At 73.5% G+C, this 21,838-nt stretch carries 17 protein-coding genes; 6 read left to right on the forward strand and 11 right to left on the reverse strand.

The genetic code is table 11. The annotated features are described in order from the left end of the window. Positions 1 to 21: 21 nt before the first annotated feature. The 3 genes from ACO229_RS20620 to ACO229_RS20630 are packed head-to-tail and all read right to left on the reverse strand — an operon-like array spanning position 22 to position 3,099. Positions 22 to 1,524, reverse strand: coding sequence for a tripartite tricarboxylate transporter permease (locus tag ACO229_RS20620; RefSeq protein ID WP_423462632.1), 1,503 nt, complete (start codon positions 1,522 to 1,524; stop codon positions 22 to 24). Further along, complete coding sequence (locus tag ACO229_RS20625; RefSeq protein ID WP_397429424.1) at positions 1,517 to 2,098, reverse strand: tripartite tricarboxylate transporter TctB family protein; 582 nt, start codon at positions 2,096 to 2,098, stop codon at positions 1,517 to 1,519. The genes ACO229_RS20620 and ACO229_RS20625 overlap by 8 nt, the downstream gene beginning before the upstream one ends. Further along, entirely contained in the window at positions 2,095 to 3,099 is a 1,005-nt protein-coding gene (locus tag ACO229_RS20630) for a Bug family tripartite tricarboxylate transporter substrate binding protein (protein WP_397429423.1), read from the reverse strand. Before ACO229_RS20630 ends, ACO229_RS20625 begins: the two co-directional genes overlap by 4 nt. A 174-nt stretch (positions 3,100 to 3,273) precedes the next feature. On the opposite strand from ACO229_RS20630, the gene ACO229_RS20635 reads away from it, so the two are divergent. Both ACO229_RS20635 and ACO229_RS20640 read left to right on the forward strand, forming a co-directional pair. Beyond that, complete coding sequence (locus ACO229_RS20635) at positions 3,274 to 4,779, forward strand: sensor histidine kinase (protein ID WP_423462633.1); 1,506 nt, start codon at positions 3,274 to 3,276, stop codon at positions 4,777 to 4,779. Next, positions 4,772 to 5,557, forward strand: coding sequence for a response regulator (locus ACO229_RS20640; protein WP_423462634.1), 786 nt, complete (start codon positions 4,772 to 4,774; stop codon positions 5,555 to 5,557). Before ACO229_RS20635 ends, ACO229_RS20640 begins: the two co-directional genes overlap by 8 nt. 200 nt (positions 5,558 to 5,757) lie before the next feature. Here the strand turns inward: ACO229_RS20640 and ACO229_RS20645 are convergent, their stop codons facing one another. The 6 genes from ACO229_RS20645 to ACO229_RS20670 form a co-directional block, all read right to left on the reverse strand. Further along, positions 5,758 to 6,177, reverse strand: coding sequence for a rhodanese-like domain-containing protein (locus ACO229_RS20645; RefSeq protein WP_397416437.1), 420 nt, complete (start codon positions 6,175 to 6,177; stop codon positions 5,758 to 5,760). A gap of 122 nt (positions 6,178 to 6,299) precedes the next feature. Next, a complete protein-coding gene (locus ACO229_RS20650; RefSeq protein WP_423462635.1) occupies positions 6,300 to 7,304 on the reverse strand; it encodes an isopenicillin N synthase family dioxygenase in 1,005 nt (334 codons plus the stop codon). Positions 7,305 to 7,587: 283 nt separating this feature from the next. Continuing rightward, a complete protein-coding gene (locus tag ACO229_RS20655; protein ID WP_397416433.1) occupies positions 7,588 to 8,343 on the reverse strand; it encodes a hypothetical protein in 756 nt (251 codons plus the stop codon). Between the two features lie 61 nt (positions 8,344 to 8,404). After that, entirely contained in the window at positions 8,405 to 11,053 is a 2,649-nt protein-coding gene (locus ACO229_RS20660; RefSeq protein ID WP_423462636.1) for a dipeptide ABC transporter ATP-binding protein, read from the reverse strand. Continuing rightward, on the reverse strand, positions 11,050 to 11,997 hold the full coding sequence (locus ACO229_RS20665; RefSeq protein ID WP_397416429.1) for an ABC transporter permease: 948 nt from the start codon (positions 11,995 to 11,997) through the stop codon (positions 11,050 to 11,052). Before ACO229_RS20665 ends, ACO229_RS20660 begins: the two co-directional genes overlap by 4 nt. A 24-nt stretch (positions 11,998 to 12,021) precedes the next feature. After that, a complete protein-coding gene (locus tag ACO229_RS20670) occupies positions 12,022 to 13,539 on the reverse strand; it encodes an ABC transporter substrate-binding protein (protein WP_423462637.1) in 1,518 nt (505 codons plus the stop codon). A gap of 95 nt (positions 13,540 to 13,634) precedes the next feature. Here ACO229_RS20670 and ACO229_RS20675 point away from each other — a divergent pair, with 95 nt between their 5' ends. Next, on the forward strand, positions 13,635 to 14,459 hold the full coding sequence (locus ACO229_RS20675) for an exodeoxyribonuclease III (protein ID WP_397429413.1): 825 nt from the start codon (positions 13,635 to 13,637) through the stop codon (positions 14,457 to 14,459). A gap of 146 nt (positions 14,460 to 14,605) precedes the next feature. Then, positions 14,606 to 16,489, forward strand: coding sequence for a septum formation family protein (locus ACO229_RS20680; RefSeq protein WP_423462638.1), 1,884 nt, complete (start codon positions 14,606 to 14,608; stop codon positions 16,487 to 16,489). Here ACO229_RS20680 and ACO229_RS20685 read toward each other — a convergent pair. Next, complete coding sequence (locus ACO229_RS20685; protein WP_423462639.1) at positions 16,467 to 17,513, reverse strand: ArsR/SmtB family transcription factor; 1,047 nt, start codon at positions 17,511 to 17,513, stop codon at positions 16,467 to 16,469. The genes ACO229_RS20680 and ACO229_RS20685 overlap by 23 nt on opposite strands. 203 nt (positions 17,514 to 17,716) lie before the next feature. Next, on the reverse strand, positions 17,717 to 20,326 hold the full coding sequence (gene clpB / locus ACO229_RS20690; protein WP_397429410.1) for an ATP-dependent chaperone ClpB: 2,610 nt from the start codon (positions 20,324 to 20,326) through the stop codon (positions 17,717 to 17,719). A gap of 126 nt (positions 20,327 to 20,452) precedes the next feature. On the opposite strand from clpB, the gene cpt reads away from it, so the two are divergent. After that, positions 20,453 to 21,010, forward strand: a complete 558-nt coding sequence (gene cpt, locus ACO229_RS20695) for a chloramphenicol phosphotransferase CPT (RefSeq protein WP_397416415.1) — start codon at positions 20,453 to 20,455, stop codon at positions 21,008 to 21,010. Beyond that, positions 20,994 to 21,794: a sulfite exporter TauE/SafE family protein gene (locus ACO229_RS20700; protein WP_423462640.1), complete on the forward strand. Its 801-nt coding sequence runs from the start codon at positions 20,994 to 20,996 to the stop codon at positions 21,792 to 21,794. The genes cpt and ACO229_RS20700 overlap by 17 nt, the downstream gene beginning before the upstream one ends. Positions 21,795 to 21,838: the final 44 nt, after the last annotated feature.

Genomic DNA, 21,838 nt, shown 5'->3' on the forward strand with positions numbered 1-21,838 from the left:
GCGAGCCTAACCAGTGTTCCCCTAGGCCTCCTCGGCCCGCTCGCGGCGCTTGAGCCAGAGGCCCACGACCAGCAGCACCACGATCGCCCCGTAGGCGGTGGCGGCGAAGGGGCTGGTCACCAGGTAGGACAGGTCGCCCTGGCTGATCGCGAGGGAGCGGCGCAGCCGGTCCTCCGCCATCGGGCCGAGGATCATGCCGACCACCAGCGGTGCCACGGGGTAGCCGTAGCGCCGCATGAAGAACCCGGCCAGCCCGATGATCACCAGCAGCAGCACGTCCACGGGCGAGAAGTTCAGCGCGTACGAACCCAGCGCACCGAACAGGAGGATGCCCGCGTAGAGGTAGTGCCGCGGGATGCGCAGCACCTTGACCCACATGCCCACCAGCGGCAGGTTCAGCACCACCAGCATGAGGTTGCCGACGTACAGGCTGGCGATCAGCGCCCACACCAGCGAGGACTCGCTCTGCAGCAGCAGCGGGCCGGGCTGGATGCCGTAGGACTGGAACGCCACGATGATGATCGCCGCCGTCGCCGTGGTCGGCAGGCCCAGGGTGAGCAGCGGGACCAGCACGCCGGACGCCGCCGCGTTGTTCGCCGCCTCGGGGCCCGCCACCCCCTCGATGGCACCCTTGCCGAACTCCTTGCGCCGTGGTCCGGCGAGCCGCCGCTCCGAGGCGTAGGAGAGGAACGTGGCGACGTCGGCGCCGCCCGCCGGGATGGTGCCGACGGGGAACCCGATGGCCGCGCCGCGCAGCCACGGCTTCCAGGAGCGGCGCCAGTCGTCGCGCTTCATCCAGGTGCGCCAGCCCTTCTCGACCGGGATGACCCGCACGGGCCCGTGCCGCATCCGCGAGCCCACGTAGACCGCCTCCCCGACGGCGAACAGGCCGACGGCGACCACGACGACGTCGATCCCGTCGGCCAGGTTGGGCACGCCGAACGTGAACCGCTGCTGGCCGGTGAGCGTGTCGGTGCCGACCAGGCCGAGGAACAGGCCGAGCGACAGCGACGCGAGCCCGCGCGGCACCGACGTGCCCAGCAGCGCGCCCACGGTGATGAACGCGACCACCATGAGGGCGAAGTAGTCGGGTTCACCCAGCCGTACCGCCCAGCGCGCGATGACGGGTGCCAGGAAGGTGAGTGCGACCGTGGCGAGGGTGCCCGCCACGAACGAGCCGATCGCCGCGGTGGCGAGCGCCGCGGCGCCCCGCCCCGCCCGGGCCATCTTGTTTCCCTCGATGGCCGTGACGATCGAGGCGGACTCGCCCGGCGTGTTGAGCAGGATCGACGTCGTGGACCCGCCGTACATGCCGCCGTAGTAGATGCCGGCGAAGACGATGATCGCTGCCGTCGGGTCCAGCGTGTAGGTGAGCGGGAGCAGCAGGGCGATGGTCATCGCGGGGCCGATGCCCGGCAGCACGCCGACCGCCGTGCCGACGAACACGCCGAACAGCGCGTACAGCAGGTACACCGGGTGCAGCACGGTGGCGAAGCCCTCGACGAGGGCGGTGAGGTTATCCACGGAGGAACGGCACCCCTTCCAAGAGCGGGCCGGGCGGGAGCGACAGCCCCAGCAGCCCGCCGAAGACCACCTGGATCAGCAGACCCAGGACGAGACCGGCCAGCGCGGCGCGCCACCAGGGGCGCGCCCCCAGAACCACCGCGGCACCGGCGAACAGCAGCGCGGCGGCCACCGGCCAGCCGACGGCGTTGATGGCGAACACGTGGACCACGAGGATCACCACGAGCAGCACCACCGTGAGCCAGTCGGTCCGGACGGAGGGGTCGACGTCCTCGCCGCCCTCCTCCTGCCCGGCCCGGCCGCTCAGGACCAGCACCACCAGCACCACGCCCGCCGCGAGGAGCAGGGCGCCCACGAGGTACGGGAAGGCGCGCGGACCCAGCGTGTTGGTCGAGCCCGGCACCGTGATGCTGCCGGCGGTCACCAGCACGTACACCCCGAGGGCCGCCGTGGCGGCGGCGAGCACGAGCTCACCCCAGCGGCGGCGAGGCGCCTCCACGGGGCCGGGAGTGCCCGACGGCGGTGGCGCCGTCGGGCCGTCCGGCGTCCCGGGCGCCGCGGTGTCGGGACTCACTGGACCAGACCGATGTCCCGCAGCACCGCCTGGGCCTCCGCGATGTTGCCCTCGAGGTACGCGTCGAACTCGTCGCCGGCCAGGAAGGCGTCGTCCCAGTCCTTCTCCTGGAGGGTCGCCTGCCACGCGTCCGACCCGGCGAGCTCGGTCACGGCGGAGGTCAGCGCCTCGCGCTCGGCGTCGTCGATCGAACCCGGGGCGACCACGCCACGCCAGTTCGTCAGGACGACGTCGTAGCCCGCCTCGGTCAGGGTCGGCGTGTCGGGGAGGGCGTCCACCCGCTCCTCGCCCGAGACCGCGAGCGCCCGCAGCTCACCTGCCTCGACCTGCTCGGCGTACTCGCTGATGCCCGAGATGCCCGCGTCGACGTTGTTGCCGAGCAGGGCCGCCAGCGACTCGCCGCCACCGGAGTAGGCCACGTAGTTGAGGCTGCTCGCGATGTCCTCGGCCGGCAGCCCGGCGGCCTGGAGCAGCATGCCCGCGAGCATGTGGTCGGTACCGCCCGCCGACCCGCCGGTGACGGAGACGTCCTTGCCGTTCTTCTCGATGTCCGCCACCAGGTCGTCGACCGTCTCGTACGGCGACTCAGCCGGCACCACGATGACCTCCTGCTCCTCGGTGAGGCGGGCGATCGGCGTCGTGTCCTCGATGCGCGCCTGGGACTGGTTGGTCTCGACGGCCCCGACCATGACCAGGCCCATCACGAGCAGCGTGTTCGGGTCCGGCGCGTTGGCGATGTTCGCCAGGCCGACCGTGCCGCCCGCGCCGTCGACGTTGGTCACCGTCGCCGTACCGACCAGGCCCTCCTCCTGCAGGTCCGTCTGCAGGGCACGGCCCGTCTGGTCCCAGCCGCCGCCCGGCGCCGCCGGGACCACGATGCTGAGCTCGTCGATGGCGGCGTCGCCCGTGCCACCGCCGTTCGGCTCCAGGCCCGAACACCCCGTGAGGGCCAGGGCCAGGACGATCCCGACGGGAGCGGCCCCGGTTCGGATGATGCGCATGTCTCCTCCTTGAGCGGATGCGTGGGCGCCGGCGACGTTGCCCGGCCCACCTCGGCGAGAGCGTAGGGAGCGCCGTGCACCCGACCCGGGTTCTGGTCGCAACGAAGGTTGTGGTCGTTTAGGTCACGGCGCCGCGCTACCACCCCGGCCGTTCCGCGGTGCACACTGGCGTCCGTGAGAAGGGCGATGACGCTCCGGGTGCAGCTGCTGGCGCTGCAGGTCGTCATCGTGCTCGTACTCGTCTGCACCACCGGCCTCGTGGCCTCCACGCTGCAGGAACGCCAGCTCCGGGAGGCCTACGCCGACCGGATGACCGGGGTGGCCCAGTCCGTGGCACGCCTGCCCGCCATCCACGACGCGTTCGACGACGAGGACCCCTCCGCGACCATCCAGCCCATCGCCGAGGTCATCCGCGAGGCGTCCGAGGTCACCTACGTGGTCGTCACCGACGACCACGGCGTGCGCTACTCGCACCCCGACCCCGAGGAGATCGGGCGGCCCGTCTCGACCGACCCCTCCGTGCCGCTGTCCGGGCAGATCTGGACCGGTACCCAGACCGGCACGCTCGGCACGTCCTGGCGGGTCAAGGTGCCCGTCTACGGCGACGCCGCCGACGACGCCTCGCCCGCCCCCGTGATCGGCACGGCCAGCGTCGGCATCCTGGAGTCCGAGCTGCGCGCCGACCTCACCGACGACCGCGGCTGGCTCCTCGGGGCGCTCGCCGCCGCCACGGTGGTGGGCGTGCTCTGCGCGGCGTGGGTGACCCGGCTGGTGCGGCGCCGGATCTACCTGCTGGAGCCCGAGGACATCGCGGGGCTCCTGGAGACCCGGGGCCTGACCGACGCCCTGCGGTCCCGGTCCCACGAGTTCGCCAACACCGTGCACGTGATCTCGGGGCTCCTGGAGCTGGGCCGCACCGAGGAGGCGGTGGCGTTCATCGAACGTTCGGGCCACGGCGGGCTGCTCAGCACGTCGGCCGTCGCACCCGGGGTGCGCTCCCCCGAGCTGGCCGCGCTGCTCCTGGTCAAGACCATCACCGCGCGCGAGCGGGGCGTCACGCTGGACGTCACGGAGGACTCCGTGCTGGACCCGCCGACGACCGCGGACAGCTCGTCCCTGCACACCGACGCCCTGGTGGTGCTCGGGAACCTGATCGACAACGCCGTGGACGCCGCGGCACCCGAGGGCCGGGTCCGCGTACTCGTGACCGCGGACGGCGCGGCCCTGCACCTCCAGGTGGACGACGACGGCCCCGGCATCCCCGACCACCTGCACCACCAGGTGTTCAAGGCCGGGTTCTCCACGAAGGTCCCGGCCGACCGCGAGCACAGCCGCGGCATCGGGCTGGCGCTGGTGCGACGCGTGGTGGACCGGCGCGAGGGCGAGGTGGTGCTGGGGTCGGGAGACCTCGGCGGGGCGCGGGTGAGCGTGTCGCTGCCGGTGGCGGGCGGGGGTGGGGTGCGGGGTTCCGGTGAGGTGGGGGATCGCGAGGGCGGGGTGCGGGCCTTCCGTGAGGCCGAGGATCGCGAGGGCGGAGTGCGGACCCCCCGCGAGGCCGAGGATCGCGAGGGTGCCTCGACGGATGGTGGTGGCGTTGGTGCTCGCGCCGGGGCTCGCCTGGGAGCGAGCGCTGGGGCGACGGCCGGTGCGGCCTCACCGGAGGGGCGGCGGCATGCCTGATCAGGGCGCTCCCCCCGCCCGGACGCTCCTGGTGGAGGACGACCCGGCCGTCGCCGTCGTGCACCGGGGGTTCGTCGAGAGCCATCCGCGGTTCGTCGTGGTGGGCGAGGCGCGCACGGGCACCGACGCCCTACGCCTGGCGGCGGAGCTCCGGCCCGACCTGGTGCTGCTCGACCTGCACCTGCCGGACATCGGCGGCCTGGACGTGCTGCGACGGCTCCGCCTGCTGCCGGGGCCGCCCGTCGACGTCGTCGCCACCACGGCGGCCCGCGAGCTCGACAGCGTGCGGCAGGCCATGGCCGGTGGCGTGGTCGCGTACCTGGTCAAGCCGTTCACGTCGGCCGCGCTGCGCGAACGACTCGACGAGGTGTGGCAGCGGCGCGAGGACGTGCGCCGCGCGCAGGCGACGCTCGACCAGGACCAGGTGGACCAGCTCCTCGCGGGGCCTCGCCTGGGACTGCCGCCGAAGGGGCTCTCCGAACGGAGCCGGGCGCTGGTGCAGGAGGCGCTGATGCGGCTGTGCGGGGTGGGCGAGGGGGCGGTGGCGGGTGCTGTGGTGGGGGGCGATGCGGTGGGGGGCGGGGCGGTGTCGGGCGGGGCGGCGTCGGGCCACGTGGAGGTGCGCGACGCCTCGGCCGCCGAGGTCGCCGAGGCCGTCGGGATGTCCCGGGTGAGCGCCCGGCGCTACCTGGAGCACCTGGTCACCGAGGGCCGCGCCCAGGTCACGCCCCGCTACGGCGCGACGGGCCGCCCGGAGAACCGCTACCGCCCCCGCTGACCGGACCGCATGTGGTCGGTCTACCCAGCGATTACGCCCCTTTCCAGTGTCATTCCTGGGCGTAATCGCTGGGTAGAAGCGCACATCCGCGACGCCGCATCGGCGGCGGCAGTCCAGCCGTCAGCGGCAGTCCAGCCGCCGGCGGTCGCCCAGCCCGGGACGCCGCACCGTCGACGCCGCCGCCAGCGGGTCGAGGGTGGTCAGAGCGGGGCCGCCAGGGGGTCCGGGGTCGGGTGGACCGGACCGGTCGCGGTGTCGTAGGTGAAGCCCTCGCGGACCCAGTACTCGAAGCCGCCGATCATCTCCTTGACCTCGTAGCCGAGCTTCGCGAACTCCAGCGCGGCCTTGGTCGCCGCGTTGCAGCCCGGACCCCAGCAGTACGTCACCACGGGCCGGTCACGGTCGATGGTCTTCTCGGCACGCAGCCGCACCTTGCCGCTCGGCAGGTGCACGGCGCCGGGCACGTGGCCCTGGTCCCACGACTCCTGCGAGCGGACGTCGACCAGGGTGAACGAGGCGCCCGCGGCCAGGTCCGCGTGCACGTCGGCGACGTCGGTCTCGAAGGCGAGCCGCCCGGCGAAGTGCGCGACGGCGGCGGAGGTGTCCTGAGTGGTGGTCATGCCCCGAGTGTGCGGACGCGTCGCGCGCCGGACAAGAGCGGGGACGCGCACTGCTCCTGAAGCATCCGTAAGACGCGCTACTCCGAGCACAGGGCGCCGCCTGCCGCCGTCGCCCACAGCCGTCACACGGCCTGCAGCAGGTGCGGGTGCTGTGCCTCCACCACGTTCGGGTGAGCACGCACGCGGCTCTTGAGCCAGTTGTCCCCAAACACCGCGTGCAGCGGGTTGGCCGGGTCCCGCGTCACGCCCGGGGCTGCGGCGCGGAGGGACGGCGGGAGGTCGATCGTCGGGATGGTCGCGTCGAGCGCGGGCCCGTGGAAGTACGGGATGGAGATGCGGTCCGTGCCCGGCGGCGGGGACACGACGCGGTGCAGGGTCGCCTTGAGGTAGCCGTCGGTCGCGATCTCCAGCAGCTCGCCGATGTTGACCACGAACGCACCGTCCGGCGGCACGACGTCGAGCCACTCGCCGTCCTTCTCGACCTGCAGGCCGGCCTTGCCGTCCTCGACCGAGAGGAGCGTGAGCACGCCCAGGTCCTTGTGCGCGCCGACGCCCTGCGCGGGCGCGGCCGCCGCCACACCGGGATAGCGGGCGATCTTCAGGTGCGGGGACGGTCGCTCGAACACGGCGTCGAACGTGTCGGACGGCGCCCCGAGCGACTCCGCCCAGGACCGCAGCAGCCGCGTGGCGACACCGTCGAGCCTGGTCAGCCACTCCTCGGCGACCTGGCGCAGGGCGGGCAGGGAGGCGGGCCAGAGGTTCGGGCCCTCCAGGATCCAGTGGTCGGGGATGCCGGGGCCGGCCGGCACCGCGGGCCGCTCGGCCCCGATGTCGATCTGCTCGCGCTGGTCGACGCGACCGAGCGTGCGTTCGCCGCCCATGCGCGTCCAGCCCCGGAAGTGGGGGCTGCGGACGTTCTCGATGGCGAGCTTCTGCTCCTCGGGCAGGGCGAAGAACTCGCGGGCGGTGGCGTAGGCGCGGTCGATCAGGTCACGGGGTACGCCGTGGCCGACCAGGGAGAAGAAGCCGACCTCGTGGGTCGCGCGCCGCAGCTCGTCGCGGAAACGGGCCTGGTCGTCGGGGCTGCCGTCGAGCAGCGAGAGGTCCAGGACGGGGATGCCGGGCATGAGGGAGTCCTTTCGAGGGATGCGGGTACGCCGACGGCGGCAGTCCCGGCATCCGCCGACGCCTCGGCCCGGTGCCCGCGACCGCCCGGAGGAGCGAACGCGGAAGCCCGGCACAGGTGCACGGATGTGATGTGTGAGCGGGGACTGCTGTCGGCGGCGCGAGGGATCGCGCCAGGGGGTCGCCGGTTCGGCGACCGCTCAGCGGCGACAGCAGGAACAGAAGAAGGTGCTCACGATGCGAGACACGCTAGCACCCGGGTGGCATCCCGGCACAGGCCCGCGCTCAGTCGGTGACGGCGTCACGCAGGAAGCGGACGACGCGGCGCGCCCGGAACATCAGGGCGTAGCCGATGGCGATCACGTGCCCCACCACGCGCATCGTCTCGTTGACGGCGCCCTCCAGCAGGGTGTCCTCGTCGTCGACCACGCCGTCACGGGCCGACCGGAGGCTGAGGATGCGGGCCCGGTCGTCGGGACCGAGCTCCTCCAGGAGCTTCGGCACCGTGGACAGCGACTCCGCGAAGGGGGCGTTGCGCCGGAGCACGGGCTTGATGATGTCCTCGGGCTCGAGGAACTTGCCGGCGATGATCACCACCGCGACGATCGACCGCCGTCGGGCGTACTCCGCGAGGACGGCGCCCGCGCCGGCGGACGCACCCATGAGCGCGACCCGCTCGCCTCGTCGCTCGCACTGCTCCACCAGGGCGTCCAACCGGTCCAGGCGTTCCTGGAACGTCGCGTCCGACGACCAGCGGACCCGGAACATCGTGGTGCGCACGCCGAGGGCCCGCCACGTGCGCAGCGCCTCGCGCTGGAGGTGCACCAGGGGCGGCAGGCGGTCGCCGAGACCGGGTACGAAGATCACCCGGATCGGGCTCTTGCCGGTGCGCGCCGTGCGGGTCGCCAGACCCTCCGCGCCACCGGTCAGAGGATTCACGCTCGACGCAGGGTCCTCCGCACCCGGCGCCGCCGAAACAGCCGGCGTCGAGCTGCCGAGCGCAGGGAGCTCGCTGTCGCTGCTGGTCACGTGCTCGCTCATCTCGCGCAGGAGGTTACACGGGGCTGGGCGTACCCTGCGTCAGGTTCGGGGGAGCGCGGACTCACGTCAGGTCCAGGACCGGCGTCGCCTCGCGCAGCCGCCGTGTGTACTCCTGCCGTGGTTCGTCGTAGACCTGCGCCGTCGAACCCTGCTCCACGATCAGGCCGTCGTGCAGCACCGCGACGTGGTCGCAGACGTGCCGGACCACGCCCAGGTCGTGCGAGACCAGCAGCAGCGTCAGGGCGTGCTCGTCCGCGAGCCGGGCGAGCAGGTCCAGCACCTGCCGGCGCACGGAGACGTCGAGCGCGCTGACCGGCTCGTCCGCCACGAGGACACGGGGACGGCACACCAGGGCGCGCGCGATGGCGATGCGCTGCCGCTGCCCGCCCGAGAACTGGTGCGGGTAGCGGCCCGCCGCGTCGAGCGGCAGGCCGACGGCGTCCAGCATCTCCCGGACGGCGTCGCGCCGGGCCGGCGCGGCCCGCGGGCCGCCCTCACGGATGTTCGCCGGGTTGAGCAGCGGCTCGGCCACGATGTCGCCCACGGTCATCCGGGGGTCGAGCGACGCGTACGGGTCCTGGAAAACGACCTGGAGGGCGGCACGCAGGCCGCCGAGGTCACGCGGCCGGGCCGGGCTCAGCTCGACGCCGGTGGTCACGACCCGGCCCGACGTCGCCCGGTCCAGCCCCGCGACGATCCGCAGCAGCGTGGACTTGCCCGAGCCGGACTCGCCGACCAGGCCGAACCGCTGCCCCGCGGCCACGTCCAGCGAGACCCCGCGCAGCGCCGCGACCTCCTGGCCGCGGCCCCGGTAGACCCGCGTCACGTCCTGGACCTGGACCACCGCGGCAGGGGCAGGGGCCGTGGCGACCCCGTCGGAGCCTCCCTCGGTCGGGACACCATCGGATCCGGTCCCCTCCGGGGTTCCGGCCGCCCGCACCTCGACACGCCCGCGCGCCGCCGGCCCCGGCAACGGCTCCAGGACCGACGCCGCCAGCAGGCGCCGCGTGTACTCGTGCCGGGGGTTCGCGAAGACCTCGGCGACCGGCCCCTCCTCGACCACCGCGCCGTCGAGCAGCACCACCACGCGCTCGCACACCTGGGACACGACGGCCAGGTCGTGCGTGATGAACAGCAGCCCGGCACCGCGCTCGCGGACCAGCCGCACCACGAGGTCCAGCACCTGGCGCTGCACGGTCACGTCCAGGGCGGTCGTCGGTTCGTCCGCCACGAGCACCGGCGGGTCGTTGGCCAGTGCCATCGCCAGCACCACCCGCTGCCGCTGGCCCCCGGACAGCTCGTGCGGGTAACGGCGGGCGGCGCCGTCGGGCAGACCCACCTCCGCGAGGAGCGCGGCGGCCCGCTGCGCGGCGGCCGCGCCGGACGTACCGTGCACCGTCATGGCCTCGGCCACCTGCCGGCCCACGCGCACGAGCGGGTCGAGGGCCGTCATCGGCTCCTGGAACACCATGGAGATCTCCCGGCCGCGCAGCCGGGCGAGGTCCCGCTCGCTCCGGTCCAGGAGGTTCCCGTCCACGCCGGCGAGGCCGACGTGCCCGGACGCGGTGACGCCGTCGGGCAGCAGACCGAGCGCCGCGAGCGCCGTCATCGTCTTGCCCGAGCCGGACTCCCCGATCAGGCCGACGCGCTCGCCCGGGGCCACACGCACCGAGAGGTCGTCCAGGAGGGTGCGGCCGCCGTGGGTGCGGACGGTGAGGTGGCGCAGGTCGAGGGCGGCGGGGGCGTCCGGCGCGCCGCCCTCGACTGAGGCGGGGTCCGGGCCGGGCCCGGACGGCGTGCCCGGGGAACGCTCGGCGGAGGCGTCGGCCTGTCCGACGGCGGCGAGGCGCGGGTCGAACACGTCGCGCAGCCCGTCGCCCAGCAGGTTGAACCCGAGCACCGCGACCGCCACGGCTACGCCGGGCACGATCGCGAGATGGTCGGCCACGCCGAGGAACTGCTGGGACTCCTGCAGCATGCGGCCCCACGACGGCGTGGGCGGGGGCGTGCCCAGGCCGAGGAACGACAGCCCGGCCTCAGCGAGCACGGCGACGGCGAAGTTGACGGAGCACTGCACCAGCACGGTGCCCGCGATGTTGGGCAGCACGTGCCGCCGCGCGATCGCGAGCTCGCCGCGGTTGGCGGCCCGGGCGGCGAGCACGTAGTCGGAGCGCATCACCTGGAGGGTGCCGCTGCGGGCCACGCGCGCGAACGCGGGGATCGAGCCGATGCCGAGCGCGACCATGGCGGTCACGGTGCCCGCACCGTAGACGGCGCCCAGCACGATGGCGAGCAGCAGCCCCGGGAACGCGAGCAGGATGTCGCTGCCCCGCATGAGCAGGGCACCGAGCCGCCCGCGGCGCATGCCCGCCAGCACGCCGAGGGGTACGCCGGCCACGGCCGCGATGCCGACGGCGACCACCCCCACCAGCAGGGTGATCTGCGCGCCGGCCATCACCTGCGAGAACACGTCGCGGCCGAAGCGGTCGGTGCCCAACCAGTGCTCGGCACCGGGCGGCAGCAGGCGTTCGCCGCCCGCGTGCTCCGGGTCGTAGGGGGTCCAGACGAGGGACACGAGCGCGGTGACCAGCACGAGCCCGACCAGCACCGCGCCGATGACGAGCTGGGGGTGCACCCGGCGACGACGGCGCGGCACGTCCGTGAGCGGCGGCGCGGTGCCGGCGGCGGCGACGGTGCGCGGATCGGTCATGACGCCCTCCGCAGCCGCGGGTCCAGCAGGGTGTAGGCGAGGTCGACCAGGAAGTTCAGCAGCACCACCAGGACCACGAGCACCGCCACGATCGACTGCACGGCGAGCAGGTCACGGTTGCCCACGGAGTCCAGCAGGAGGCTGCCGAGGCCCGGCACGGCGAACACCCGCTCGATCACGACGGCGCCGATCAGCATCGACGCGATCTGCACGCCCACCACGGTCACGATCGGCACGCCGGCGTTGCGCAGCCCGTGGCGCACCAGGGCCCCGGCGAAGGTGAGGCCCGTGGCCCGGGCGGTGCGCAGGAAGTCCTCGCGCATGATCTCCAGCACGGCGCTGCGCACGTAGCGCGTGATGATCGCGGCCTGCACGGACCCCAGGGCGACAGCCGGTAGCAGCACGTGGCGCCAGAACTCGCCGAGGTCGTCGGCGGGTGCCGTCCACCCGCCCGACGGCAGCCAGCCCAGCCGCACCGCGAACAGCGACACGAGCAGCACCCCGACGAGGAAGTTCGGCACGGCCACACCGACCTGGCTGAGGGCGGACAGCGCGACGCCGCCCGCGTTCCGGTGCCAGACGGCGGCCAGCGTGCCGAGCGGTACCGCCACCACGAGCGCGATCAGCATGCCGAGCAGCACCAGGATGCCGGTGACCTGGACGCGGTCGGCGACCAGCGGCGTGAGGTCCTGCGACGTCACGTAGCTCGTCCCGAGGTCCCCGGTGAACAGCCCGCCCATCCACTCCAGGTACTGGACGAGCAGCGACCCGTCCGTCCCGTGCTCGGCGCGCCAGGCCGCGAGCGCCTCGGGCGACGCCTCGATGCCGAGCGCGACGACGGCGGGGTCGCCGGGCAGCACCCGCAGCAGCACGAAGATCGCCGCCGTCGCCACCAGGAGCGTGGCGACGAGCTGGGCGGCGTGCGAGGCGAGGTGTCTGAGCACGGGCGGTGGCGGCGTCGGGCCCGGTCAGTCGGACCAGCGCAGGCCGGTCAGGTCCATGGACTCCGTGGTGGCGTTCGCGGCGATGCCCGTCAGGGCGGCGTCGGCCACCACCGTGTTGGGGAAGAGGAACAGCGGGTCGCTCGCGGCGTCGTCCACGATCATCCGGGCCACCTCCTGCATGCCCGCGACGTACTGGTCCGGGCTGCCCTCGTCGGCCTGCTCGGCGACCTGTGCGACCTGCGGGTTGTCGTAGCCGATGTAGTAGTCGGGGTCCCCGAAGATCGTCAGCATGTCCCGAGCCTCGGTGTGGAGGATCACCGACATCTGGTAGTCGTGCTCGGTGAACACCTTGTCCAGCCAGACGGCGGGGAACTCCGCGGGGACGATGGTCGCGTCGATGCCGACGTCCGCGAGCTGCGACACCACCACCTGGGCCACGGCCTCCGCGTAGGGGCGGGTCGGCACGTCGAAGGTGATGCTCAGGTCCTCGACGCCGGCCTCGGCCAGGAGCTCGCGGGCGCGGTCCGGGTCGTACGGGTAGGCGTCGGTCAGGTCCTGGTAGTAGGGGTCGGTCGGCGGCACCATCGAGCCGATGAGCTCGCCGTGGCCCGCCCACGCCGTGTCGAGCACGGCCTGGCGGTCGATCGCGTACATGACGGCGCGGCGCACCCGGAGGTCGTCGAAGGGCGGCTCGGCGTTGTTCAGGGCCAGCAGGACCTCGCCGGTCGAGGTGCCGTCGACGACCTGCAGGCGGTCGTCCTGCTCCAGGCCGGCCAGCAGGTCGGGCGCCTGCATGTTGTACGCCATGTCGACGTCGCCGGCGCGCACCGCGTTGGCCTGCGCGTTCGCGTCGGCGAAGTAGCGGACGGTCACCTCGCTGATCGCGGGGGCCTCGCCCCAGTAGTCGTCGCGGGCGGCGAGCGTGACGTGCTCGCCGGTCGCGACCTCCGTCACGGTGTACGGGCCGGTGCCGACCGCCTCGGTGGCCAGGTCCGCGGACAGGTCGTCCGGGAACATCGCGCCGACCGACGTGCCCATGTCGAACAACCACGCGTTGCTCGGGTGCCGCAGGGTGACGACGACCTCGGTGTCGCTGGTCGCCTCGGCGTTCTCGACGACGTCCATCTTGGACTTCAGGCTCAGCGTCCAGTCGTCCTGCACGCGGGCGATCGACGAGACGACGTCGTCGGCGGTGAAGGCGGAGCCGTCGGAGAACGTGACGCCGTCGTGCAGCGTGAACGTGTAGACGGTGCGGTCCCCGCTGACCTCCCACGACTCGGCGAGCTGCGGCTGCACCTCGCCCTCCTGGTCGATGGCCACCAGGCCCTCGTACACGTTGTTCATCAGGAGCTGTGGGATGGCCGAGCCCGACGTCGTCGTGAAGTCGAGGTTGGTCGGCTCCCCGGTGAGCCCGACGACGACGTCCGTGCGGGCACCGCCGTCCGCGCCGGAGGAGCTGCCGGCGGAGCACGCCGCGACCAGGGCCGTTGACGTGAGGACGGCGACGGCGCCGAGGGCGCGACGCCCGCTGAGGATCTGCACGCGACCAGCCTAGTCGGGGTGAAACATCTCGATTATCGCCGGTCCGGAAGTGGGGCCGGGATCACAGCGCGGGGCACCCCACGTACGCTGTCCGGGTGCGCCTCGTGACCTGGAACGTGAACTCCATCCGCACCCGGATCGACCGCGTGCTCGCCTTCTTGGACCGGTCGCAGGCCGACGTGCTGGCGATCCAGGAGACCAAGTGCCGTGACGACCAGTTCCCCGCCGCGGCGTTCGAGGCCGCGGGGTACGAGGTCGCGCACTTCGGGCTCTCGCAGTGGAACGGCGTGGCCATCGCGTCGCGCGTCGGGCTGGACGACGTCGCCACCCGGTTCCCCGGGCAGCCCGGCTTCGCGAAGACGATCACCGCCGACGGTCCGGACGCGCTGCTCGACGTGGATCCGCCGATCGAGGCACGCGCCATCGGCGCGACGTGCGGCGGCGTCCGCGTGTGGAGCCTCTACGTGCCGCACGGCCGGGCGCTGGACGACCCGCACTACGCGTACAAGCTGGCCTGGCTGGAGGCCCTGCGCGAGGCCGCGGTGACCTGGGCCGGGGCGCAGGACGCCGTCGCGCTCATGGGCGACTGGAACGTGATCCCGCTCGACACCGACGTGTATGACGCCACCGCCTTCGCGGGCAAGACCCACGTGTCGCCGCCCGAACGGGCCGCGTTCGACGCCTTCGGCGACGCGGGCTACACCGAGCTGACGCGGAAGTTCCTCCCCGCCGAGCACACGTACACCTACTGGGACTACCAGCAGCTCGCCTTCCCCCGGAACAAGGGCCTGCGGATCGACTTCTGCTGGGCCTCGCCCGCGCTGGCGCCCCGTGCGGCGGGCGCTCTCGTGGACCGTGACGAGCGCAAGGGCAAGGGCGCCTCCGACCACGTGCCGGTGATCGTCGACCTGGCGGACTGACACCGCCCGCGTACGCCCGACGCCCGCTGCGGGTTCCACCCGCGATGGGGAAATCAGCGGGTGAAATTGTCCATATCCCGAGTGCGCCCGAACCGGGCACCGTTCCGGTGATCAGGTCGTTGCCGAATATCGGTAAGTTAACCTGCATGACGTCGACGCCCGACCAGTTCCCGGCCTCCACCGAAGCCGCAGGGACCCCCGAGACGGATCCTGTCGAGAAGGCGTCCGCGGGGAAGTCGGAGCAGGAGCACGTGACGGACGGCGACGCGGGCACGACGCCGGTGAGCGCCACGGACGAGCGAGCCGAGCCCGCCGCGGACGGCGACGGCGCGAACAGCGACGAGATCGGGCCGGACGAGGCGGTCACGAGCGCGGGCGACACCGCGAACGAGCAGGCCGCCGAGGAGGCTGCGCCGGAGCCGGAGCCTACGGACGACGGGATCGAGACCGCTGACGAGACCGTCGGCGAGACGGCGGTCGAGGCCACGGAGCCGGAGGCGTCCCCGGAGGCCGCGGCACAGACGGAGCGGGCGGCCACGGGCGGCGGCCCCGGCGGTCGCAGCGAGGCGCCCACCGAGGAGATCAGCGTCGTGCCGCCCGCCTCGCCCGAGGAGGCGACGCCGCCGACCGCCACCCCGCCGAGCAAGACCGCACCCGCGGAAGCCACCCCGCCGAGCGCGACCGCACCCGCGAGCGCCGCACCCGCCGACGCTGCGCACGCCGGGGACGCTCCGGCCGGTGACGCTCCGGCCGACGGTCCGGGGTCCGCAGACACTCCGGCCCCGACAGAAATGCAGGCCCCGACGGCGCAGGCCGCGGACACGCCGGCCCCCGGCACGACCGAGCCCGCGCCACCTGAGGAGCGCGAGAAGCCCGAGGAGCGCGAGAGGCCCGAGGAGCCCGCACCGGCTACGGCCTCCGACGCGGAGAACGCACGGTCCACGACGTCCGTGGCCCCGATCACCGACGCCGACCTCGACTTCAAGGCGCTGTCGTTCGCGGCGATCGCCGAGGCGCACAAGAAGGCGCTCGGGCCGCGCACCGTGGTCGGCGAGGTCAGCACGGACCGCGGCCGGGAGCCAGGGGCCGGCACCGAGGACACGTCGGCCGCGACCCCGGCGGACCCGCCTGCCGACGGCGCGGAGACCGAGCAGACAGACGTCGAGCAGACAGACGTCGAGCAGACAGAGTCCGAGCAGACAGAGTCCGAGCAGGCCGCCGTCGAGCACACGGACGCCGAGCACACTGCCCCGTCACAGGCCGTCGATGACGCCGAGGCGACCGGCACGCCGGACCTGTTCGCGGCGCCCACCACGCACACCCCGCCGACGGCCGCCCCGCCGAGCCCGTTCCCGACCCCCGCGGCACCCGTGCAGCACCACCCGGGAGCGCCGGCCCAGCCCACCGCCCCGCAGCAGCCGCCGTCGCCGTTCCCGGCGGCACCCGGGAACGCGGCGCACGGGTTCCCCGCCGTGCACGACTACGCTCCCGAGGCCACGTACGCGGGCTGGCGTCCGGCCACGCCCGCCGACGAGTCCGCCAAGCGCCGCCGCTACGCCCTGGTCGGGGGCGCCGTGGTGGCGGTGATCGCGGTGGTGGCGGTGGTCGCCGTCGTCGTGAACATGGTGGCCCGGCAGCAGTGGGAGCCGATCGAGGCGATGATCGCCGAGCCCCGCGAGGTGCACCCGCTCCAGCTCGTGCTCGGGTCCTGCGTGGAGACCGTCCCCGACGACGGTGAGGTCTCCGAGGTGCTCGCGGTGCCCTGCGACGAGCCGCACACGGCACAGGTCGTCGGGCGCACCGACTTCGCGGACGCCGCCGTCTGGCCGGGACGTGACGAGGTGGACAAGCGCGTGGCCCAGGTGTGCGGCACCAAGCAGCTCGGACCGGTCGCGCGGAACAGCCCGGTCGTGAACACCGTGCGGTACGTGGTCTGGGGCCCGAGCGAGGCGTCGTGGGACGACGGCGACCGGGTCGGGCTGTGCCTCGCGGCCACCGCGGACCCGATCACGCAGGATCTGCTGCAGTGACCGCCTGGCGCGGCGGCAGCAGCAGCGCGGGCGCCGCCGGGCTCTGACCGACGCAGCCGTCGAGCAGGGTCTGCCCCAGCGGGGTCGGCGCGTGGATCACGGAGTTGCGCTCCCGCCCGGACGCGACCAGCCCTGCGTTGCGCAGCACGGTCGCGTGCTCCGACGCGGAGGCCGGCGAGATCGCGAGCCGCTGGGCGATCTCACTGGTCGTGGCCCCGGTACCGAGCGCACGCAGCACGGACGCCCGGGTCCGGCCGAGCAGCGCGGTGAGCTGACGGCCGCCGCCGGACGCCGCCTCCAGGCCGTGGTCCGGCACCGCGTGCTCGTGCACGATCGGGTAGAGCAGCACGGGCGGCAGCTCCGGGTCGGCCAGCGTGATCGGGGCACGGAGGCAAAAGTACGACGGGATGATCAGCAGGCCGCGGCCGGCCAGGTCGACGTCCCGCTCCGCCGCCGTCACCACGGACAGGACCGGGTGCTCCCACCGCACCGAGGGGTGCAGGGTCCGCAGGGCCTGCTCGGTACCGCCCTCCACCCAGGCCCGGGTCCGGGCGGCCCGGTCGAGGTCGACGGCGGCGCGGATCCCGCTCCAGTAGGGCCCGATCGCCTGCTCGTAGTAGGCCCGCATCGCGACGCCGAGCCCGCGGACGGCCGGCGCGGACCCGGACGCGAGGTCGCGCATCCACAGGTGCGGCCGGGTCCCGCGCGTCAGCCGCGCCAGGTCGGTGCCGAGCCGGGACCGGGAGGTCGAGAGCACGGCGTCGAGGCCCGTCTCGAAGTCGTCCGTGCCGGTGAGCGGCGTGAGGAAGTCCGGCGAGTAGCCGCGCGGCGGTGCCAGGCGCAGCAACATCCTGGCTGCGGGCGGCAGACCCGACAGCACCCGCCCGCGCCAGGCCGCGAACATCGGCACGCTCGGGCGCTGGTTCACCACGTGGGCGCTGAGCAGCACCTCCCACATGGGGTCCGGGCCCGGTGCTATCCGGACCCGGGCAAGATCGTCCGACGTGAAGTGGAACCGCAGCATCAGGCCCTCCCTGACCGTCCGCCTCTCCCCGTGGCCCCCGTTGGCTCGCCCCCCGCGGCCCCTGACGTGCGGGACCCCGGTACGCGACGCGCCACGCACCGATTCACCCGCACTCAGAGGGACGCGCGGGTGAACCGGTACTGGTCGGCCAGGCCCACACCTTCACAACACCGTCACACGGGACGCGGTTCCGGGCGCTCGGGTCAGACGGTCTGGGGCTGCCTGCCGAGGGTCAGCCCCTCGCCCTCCCCGCGGTCCACGACCACCGCGTCCCCGTCGGACACCTCGCCCGAGAGCAGCAGCCGTGCGAGGCGGTCGCCGATCTCGCGCTGCACCAGGCGGCGCAGCGGCCGGGCACCGTAGGCGGGGTCGAAGCCCTCCAGGGCGAGCCACTCGCGGGCGGCCGGCGTCACGTCCAGCGTGATGCGCCGGTCACCGAGCCGCGTGGCGAACGCGTCCACCTGCAGGTCCACGATGCTGCCCAGCTCGTCGAGCGTCAGGGCGTCGAAGACCACGACGTCGTCCAGCCGGTTGAGGAACTCCGGCTTGAACGCCGCGCGCACGGCCGTCATGACGGACTCGCGCCGCTCCTCGTCCGACAGCATCGGTTCCACGAGGAACTGCGAACCGAGGTTGGAGGTCAGCACCAGGATGGTGTTGCGGAAGTCCACGGTGCGGCCCTGGCCGTCCGTCAGGCGCCCGTCGTCGAGCACCTGGAGCAGGATGTCGAAGACCTCGGGGTGCGCCTTCTCCACCTCGTCCAGCAGCACCACCGTGTAGGGCCGCCGCCGCACGGCCTCGGTGAGCTGACCGCCCTCCTCGTACCCGACGTACCCCGGAGGGGCACCGACGAGGCGGGCCACGGAGTGCTTCTCCCCGTACTCGGACATGTCGATGCGCACCATGGCGCGCTCGTCGTCGAACAGGAAGTCCGCCAGCGCCTTGGCGAGCTCCGTCTTGCCCACGCCCGTGGGGCCGAGGAACAGGAAGGATCCCGTGGGCCGGTCGGGGTCGGCGACGCCCGCCCGGGTGCGCCGCACGGCGTCGGACACCGCGGACACCGCGGCCTTCTGACCGATGAGGCGCTGCCCGAGCACCTCCTCCATGTGCAGGAGCTTCTCGGACTCGCCCTGGAGCAGGCGCCCGGCGGGGATGCCGGTCCACGCCGCGACGACCTCCGCGATCTCGTCGGCACCGACCTTGTCCGCGATCATCGGCTGGTCCGGGGACGGCAGGCTCTCGACCTCGGACTCCTCCTGCTCGGCCGCGGCGAGCTGCTTCTCGACCCCCGGGATCTCGCCGTACTGGATCCGGGCGGCGCCCTCGAGGTCGCCCTCGCGGAGCTTGCGCTCGGCGTCGGTCCGCAGCTCGTCGAGGCGCGCGCGCAGGTCACCGACCCGGTTGTGGCCCGCCTTCTCGGACTCCCAGCGCGCGGTGAGCGCGGCCAGGGCCTCCCGGCGGTCGGCCAGGTCGGCGCGGAGGCGCTCCAGCCGGTCCTTCGACGCCGCGTCCTCCGACTCGGACAGGACCACCTCCTCCATCTCCAGCCGCGTGACGGCACGCTGCAGCTCGTCGATCTCCACCGGGGACGAGTCGAGCTCCATGCGCAGGCGCGACGCCGCCTCGTCGACCAGGTCGATCGCCTTGTCCGGAAGCTGCCGCCCGGAGATGTACCGGTCGGAGAGCGTGGCCGCGGCCACGAGCGCCGAGTCGGCGATCGTCACCTTGTGGTGCGCCTCGTAGCGCTCCTTGAGCCCACGCAGGATCGCCACCGTGTCCTCGACCGACGGCTCGCCGACGAAGACCTGCTGGAAGCGCCGCTCCAGGGCCGGGTCCTTCTCGATGTGCTCGCGGTACTCGTCGAGGGTCGTGGCGCCCACGAGACGCAGCTCGCCGCGCGCCAGCATCGGCTTGAGCATGTTGCCGGCGTCCATGGCACCCTCGCCGCCGGCTCCCGCGCCGACCACCGTGTGCAGCTCGTCGATGAAGGTGACCACCTCGCCGTCCGACGCCGTGATCTCCTCCAGGACCGCCTTCAGCCGCTCCTCGAACTCGCCCCGGTACTTGGCGCCGGCGACCATGCTCGCCAGGTCCAGCGCGACCAGACGCTTGCCCTTGAGGGACTCGGGCACGTCACCGGCGACGATGCGCTGGGCCAGGCCCTCGACGACGGCGGTCTTGCCGACGCCGGGCTCGCCGATGAGCACCGGGTTGTTCTTGGTGCGGCGGCTGAGCACCTGGATCACGCGGCGGATCTCCGAGTCGCGGCCGATCACCGGGTCCAGCTTGCCGTCCCGGGCCTGCTGGGTCAGGTCCGTGCCGTACTGCTCCAGCGCCTTGTACGTGCCCTCCGGGTTGGGGCTGGTGACCCGCCCGGACCCGCGGACGGCGGGCAGCGCCGCGCGCAGGGCGTCAGCAGTGGCCCCGGCGTCGGACAGGATGCGGGCCGCGGACGACTGGCCGGCCGCCAGCGCGATGAGCAGGTGCTCGGTCGAGACGTACTCGTCACCCAGCCCCTGGGCCTCCTTGCCCGCCAGGTCGAGCACCGTCGCCAGGGCGCGGCTCGCACTGGGCTGGGCGGTGCTCGCTCCGCTGGCCTGGGGCAGGGCGACGAGCGCCGCGCGCACCTGCTGTCCGATGGCCTGCGCGTTCGCCCCGACCGCGTCGAGCAGCCCGACGGCCACGCCGTTCTCCTGCTGGAGCAGCGAGGCGAGCAGGTGGACCGGCTCGAGCTGCGGGTTGCCGGCGGCGGACGCCGACTGGATCGCGTCGCCGATCGCCTGCTGCGACATGGTCGTGAACTTGGTGTCCATGAAGCCTCCCGGGGCTGATGACGTGGGCAGGGGTCTGTCCAGGGGAACCTGATCAAAGTTGAGTCTATTCCACTCAACTTGGATTTTCACTCTAGCGCGTGCCGCCGACACTCGTAGCGTGATCCCATGAACACCCAGGTCATCGTGCTCAACGGCGGCTCCAGCTCCGGCAAGTCCGCGATCGCACGGAGCCTCCAGGCCGTGCTCCCCGACGCCTGGCTGTCGCTCAGCATCGACACCCTCGTCGACGCGATGCCCGCACGGCTCACGACCGGCGGCGACGGGATCGGCTTCGCGGACGACGGTGGCGTCGACGTCGGGCACGAGTTCATGGCGCTCCAGGACGCCTGGATCACCGGACTGGTCGCCATGGCGCGCGCAGGAGCGCACGTCGTGGTCGACGACGTCTTCCTCGGGGGCGCCGCCTCCCAGCGCCGCTGGCTCGACGCGCTGGGCGACGTGCCGGCGCTCTGGGTCGGTGTGCGGTGCGACCCGGCCGTCGCCGGCCAGCGCGAGGCGGCACGCGGCGACCGGGTGGCGGGCATGGCCGCGAAGCAGGCCGACGTCGTGCACCAGGGTGTCGCCTACGACCTCGAGGTCGACACCACGGGCACCAGCTCCGTGGACTGTGCGCGGACCATCGCCGCACACCTGAGATCATCTCGAGGTGACCGAGCAGACTGACGACTCCCTGACACCCCCTCGCGCCGCCCTCGTCGGGATCGTCGGAGGCTCCTTCTCGGGACTGTTCGGCCTGGGCGGCGGCATCGTCATGGTGCCGCTCCTGACCTCGCTGGGCGGCCTGACGCAGCGCCGGGCCAGCGCCTACTCGCTGGCCGCGATCCTGCCGGCCGCCGTCGTCGGGTCCATCCCGTACCTGACGCACCAGGCCGTCGACCTGGTCGCCGCGGGCCTGCTCGTCGTGGGCTCGGTGATCGGCGCGGTCGTGGGTGCGCGCCTGCTCGCCCGGGTGCCGGAGTCGCTGCTGCGCTGGCTGTTCGTCGGCGTGCTGGTCGCCGGGATCGTGCGGTCGCTGCTCGACGGGTTCGGGGAGCCCCCGGAGGTGGACACCGCGGAGGGCCTGCCCAGCCTGCTCGACGGCGCCGGGATGGTGGGCCTCGGCCTCGTCATGGGCGTCGCCTCGGGTCTGCTCGGCATCGGCGGCGGCCAGCTCGCCGTGCCGGGCCTGTCGGCGCTGTTCGACTTCGCGCCCGCCCTGGCCAAGGGCACGTCGCTGGTCGCGATGATCCCCACCGCCGTCTCCGGCACCTGGGTCAACGCACGCAACGGCCTGGTGCACCTGAAGACCGCCGCGCTCATCGGCCTGGTGGCCTCAGCCTTCTCGTTCGGCGGCGCCAGCCTGTCGGTGGTGCTGCCCGACCGGGTCGCGTCGGTCGCGTTCGCCGCGCTGCTCGTCTTCGCCCTGGTCCAGCAGGTCCGCAAGGCACTGGAGAGGCGGCCACACTAGACCCCCGTCCTTCGAGACCCGACTTCTCGGCTCCGGACGATGCC

It is taken from the genome of Promicromonospora sp. MS192 (genome assembly GCF_049532985.1).
Taxonomy (GTDB): Bacteria; Actinomycetota; Actinomycetes; order Actinomycetales; family Cellulomonadaceae; genus Promicromonospora.

Excerpts from the sequence above, each read along its gene's own strand:
- ACO229_RS20640 (WP_423462634.1), top strand. The coding sequence starts at position 4,772 with ATGCCTGATCAGGGCGCTCCCCCCGCCCGGACGCTCCTGGTGGAGGAC.
- ACO229_RS20660 (WP_423462636.1), bottom strand. The coding sequence starts at position 11,053 with ATGACCGATCCGCGCACCGTCGCCGCCGCCGGCACCGCGCCGCCGCTC.
- cpt (WP_397416415.1), top strand. The coding sequence starts at position 20,453 with ATGAACACCCAGGTCATCGTGCTCAACGGCGGCTCCAGCTCCGGCAAG.
- ACO229_RS20645 (WP_397416437.1), bottom strand. The coding sequence starts at position 6,177 with ATGACCACCACTCAGGACACCTCCGCCGCCGTCGCGCACTTCGCCGGG.
- ACO229_RS20655 (WP_397416433.1), bottom strand. The coding sequence starts at position 8,343 with ATGAGCGAGCACGTGACCAGCAGCGACAGCGAGCTCCCTGCGCTCGGC.
- ACO229_RS20685 (WP_423462639.1), bottom strand. The coding sequence starts at position 17,513 with ATGCTGCGGTTCCACTTCACGTCGGACGATCTTGCCCGGGTCCGGATA.
- ACO229_RS20650 (WP_423462635.1), bottom strand. The coding sequence starts at position 7,304 with ATGCCCGGCATCCCCGTCCTGGACCTCTCGCTGCTCGACGGCAGCCCC.
- ACO229_RS20680 (WP_423462638.1), top strand. The coding sequence starts at position 14,606 with ATGACGTCGACGCCCGACCAGTTCCCGGCCTCCACCGAAGCCGCAGGG.
- clpB (WP_397429410.1), bottom strand. The coding sequence starts at position 20,326 with ATGGACACCAAGTTCACGACCATGTCGCAGCAGGCGATCGGCGACGCG.
- ACO229_RS20630 (WP_397429423.1), bottom strand. The coding sequence starts at position 3,099 with ATGCGCATCATCCGAACCGGGGCCGCTCCCGTCGGGATCGTCCTGGCC.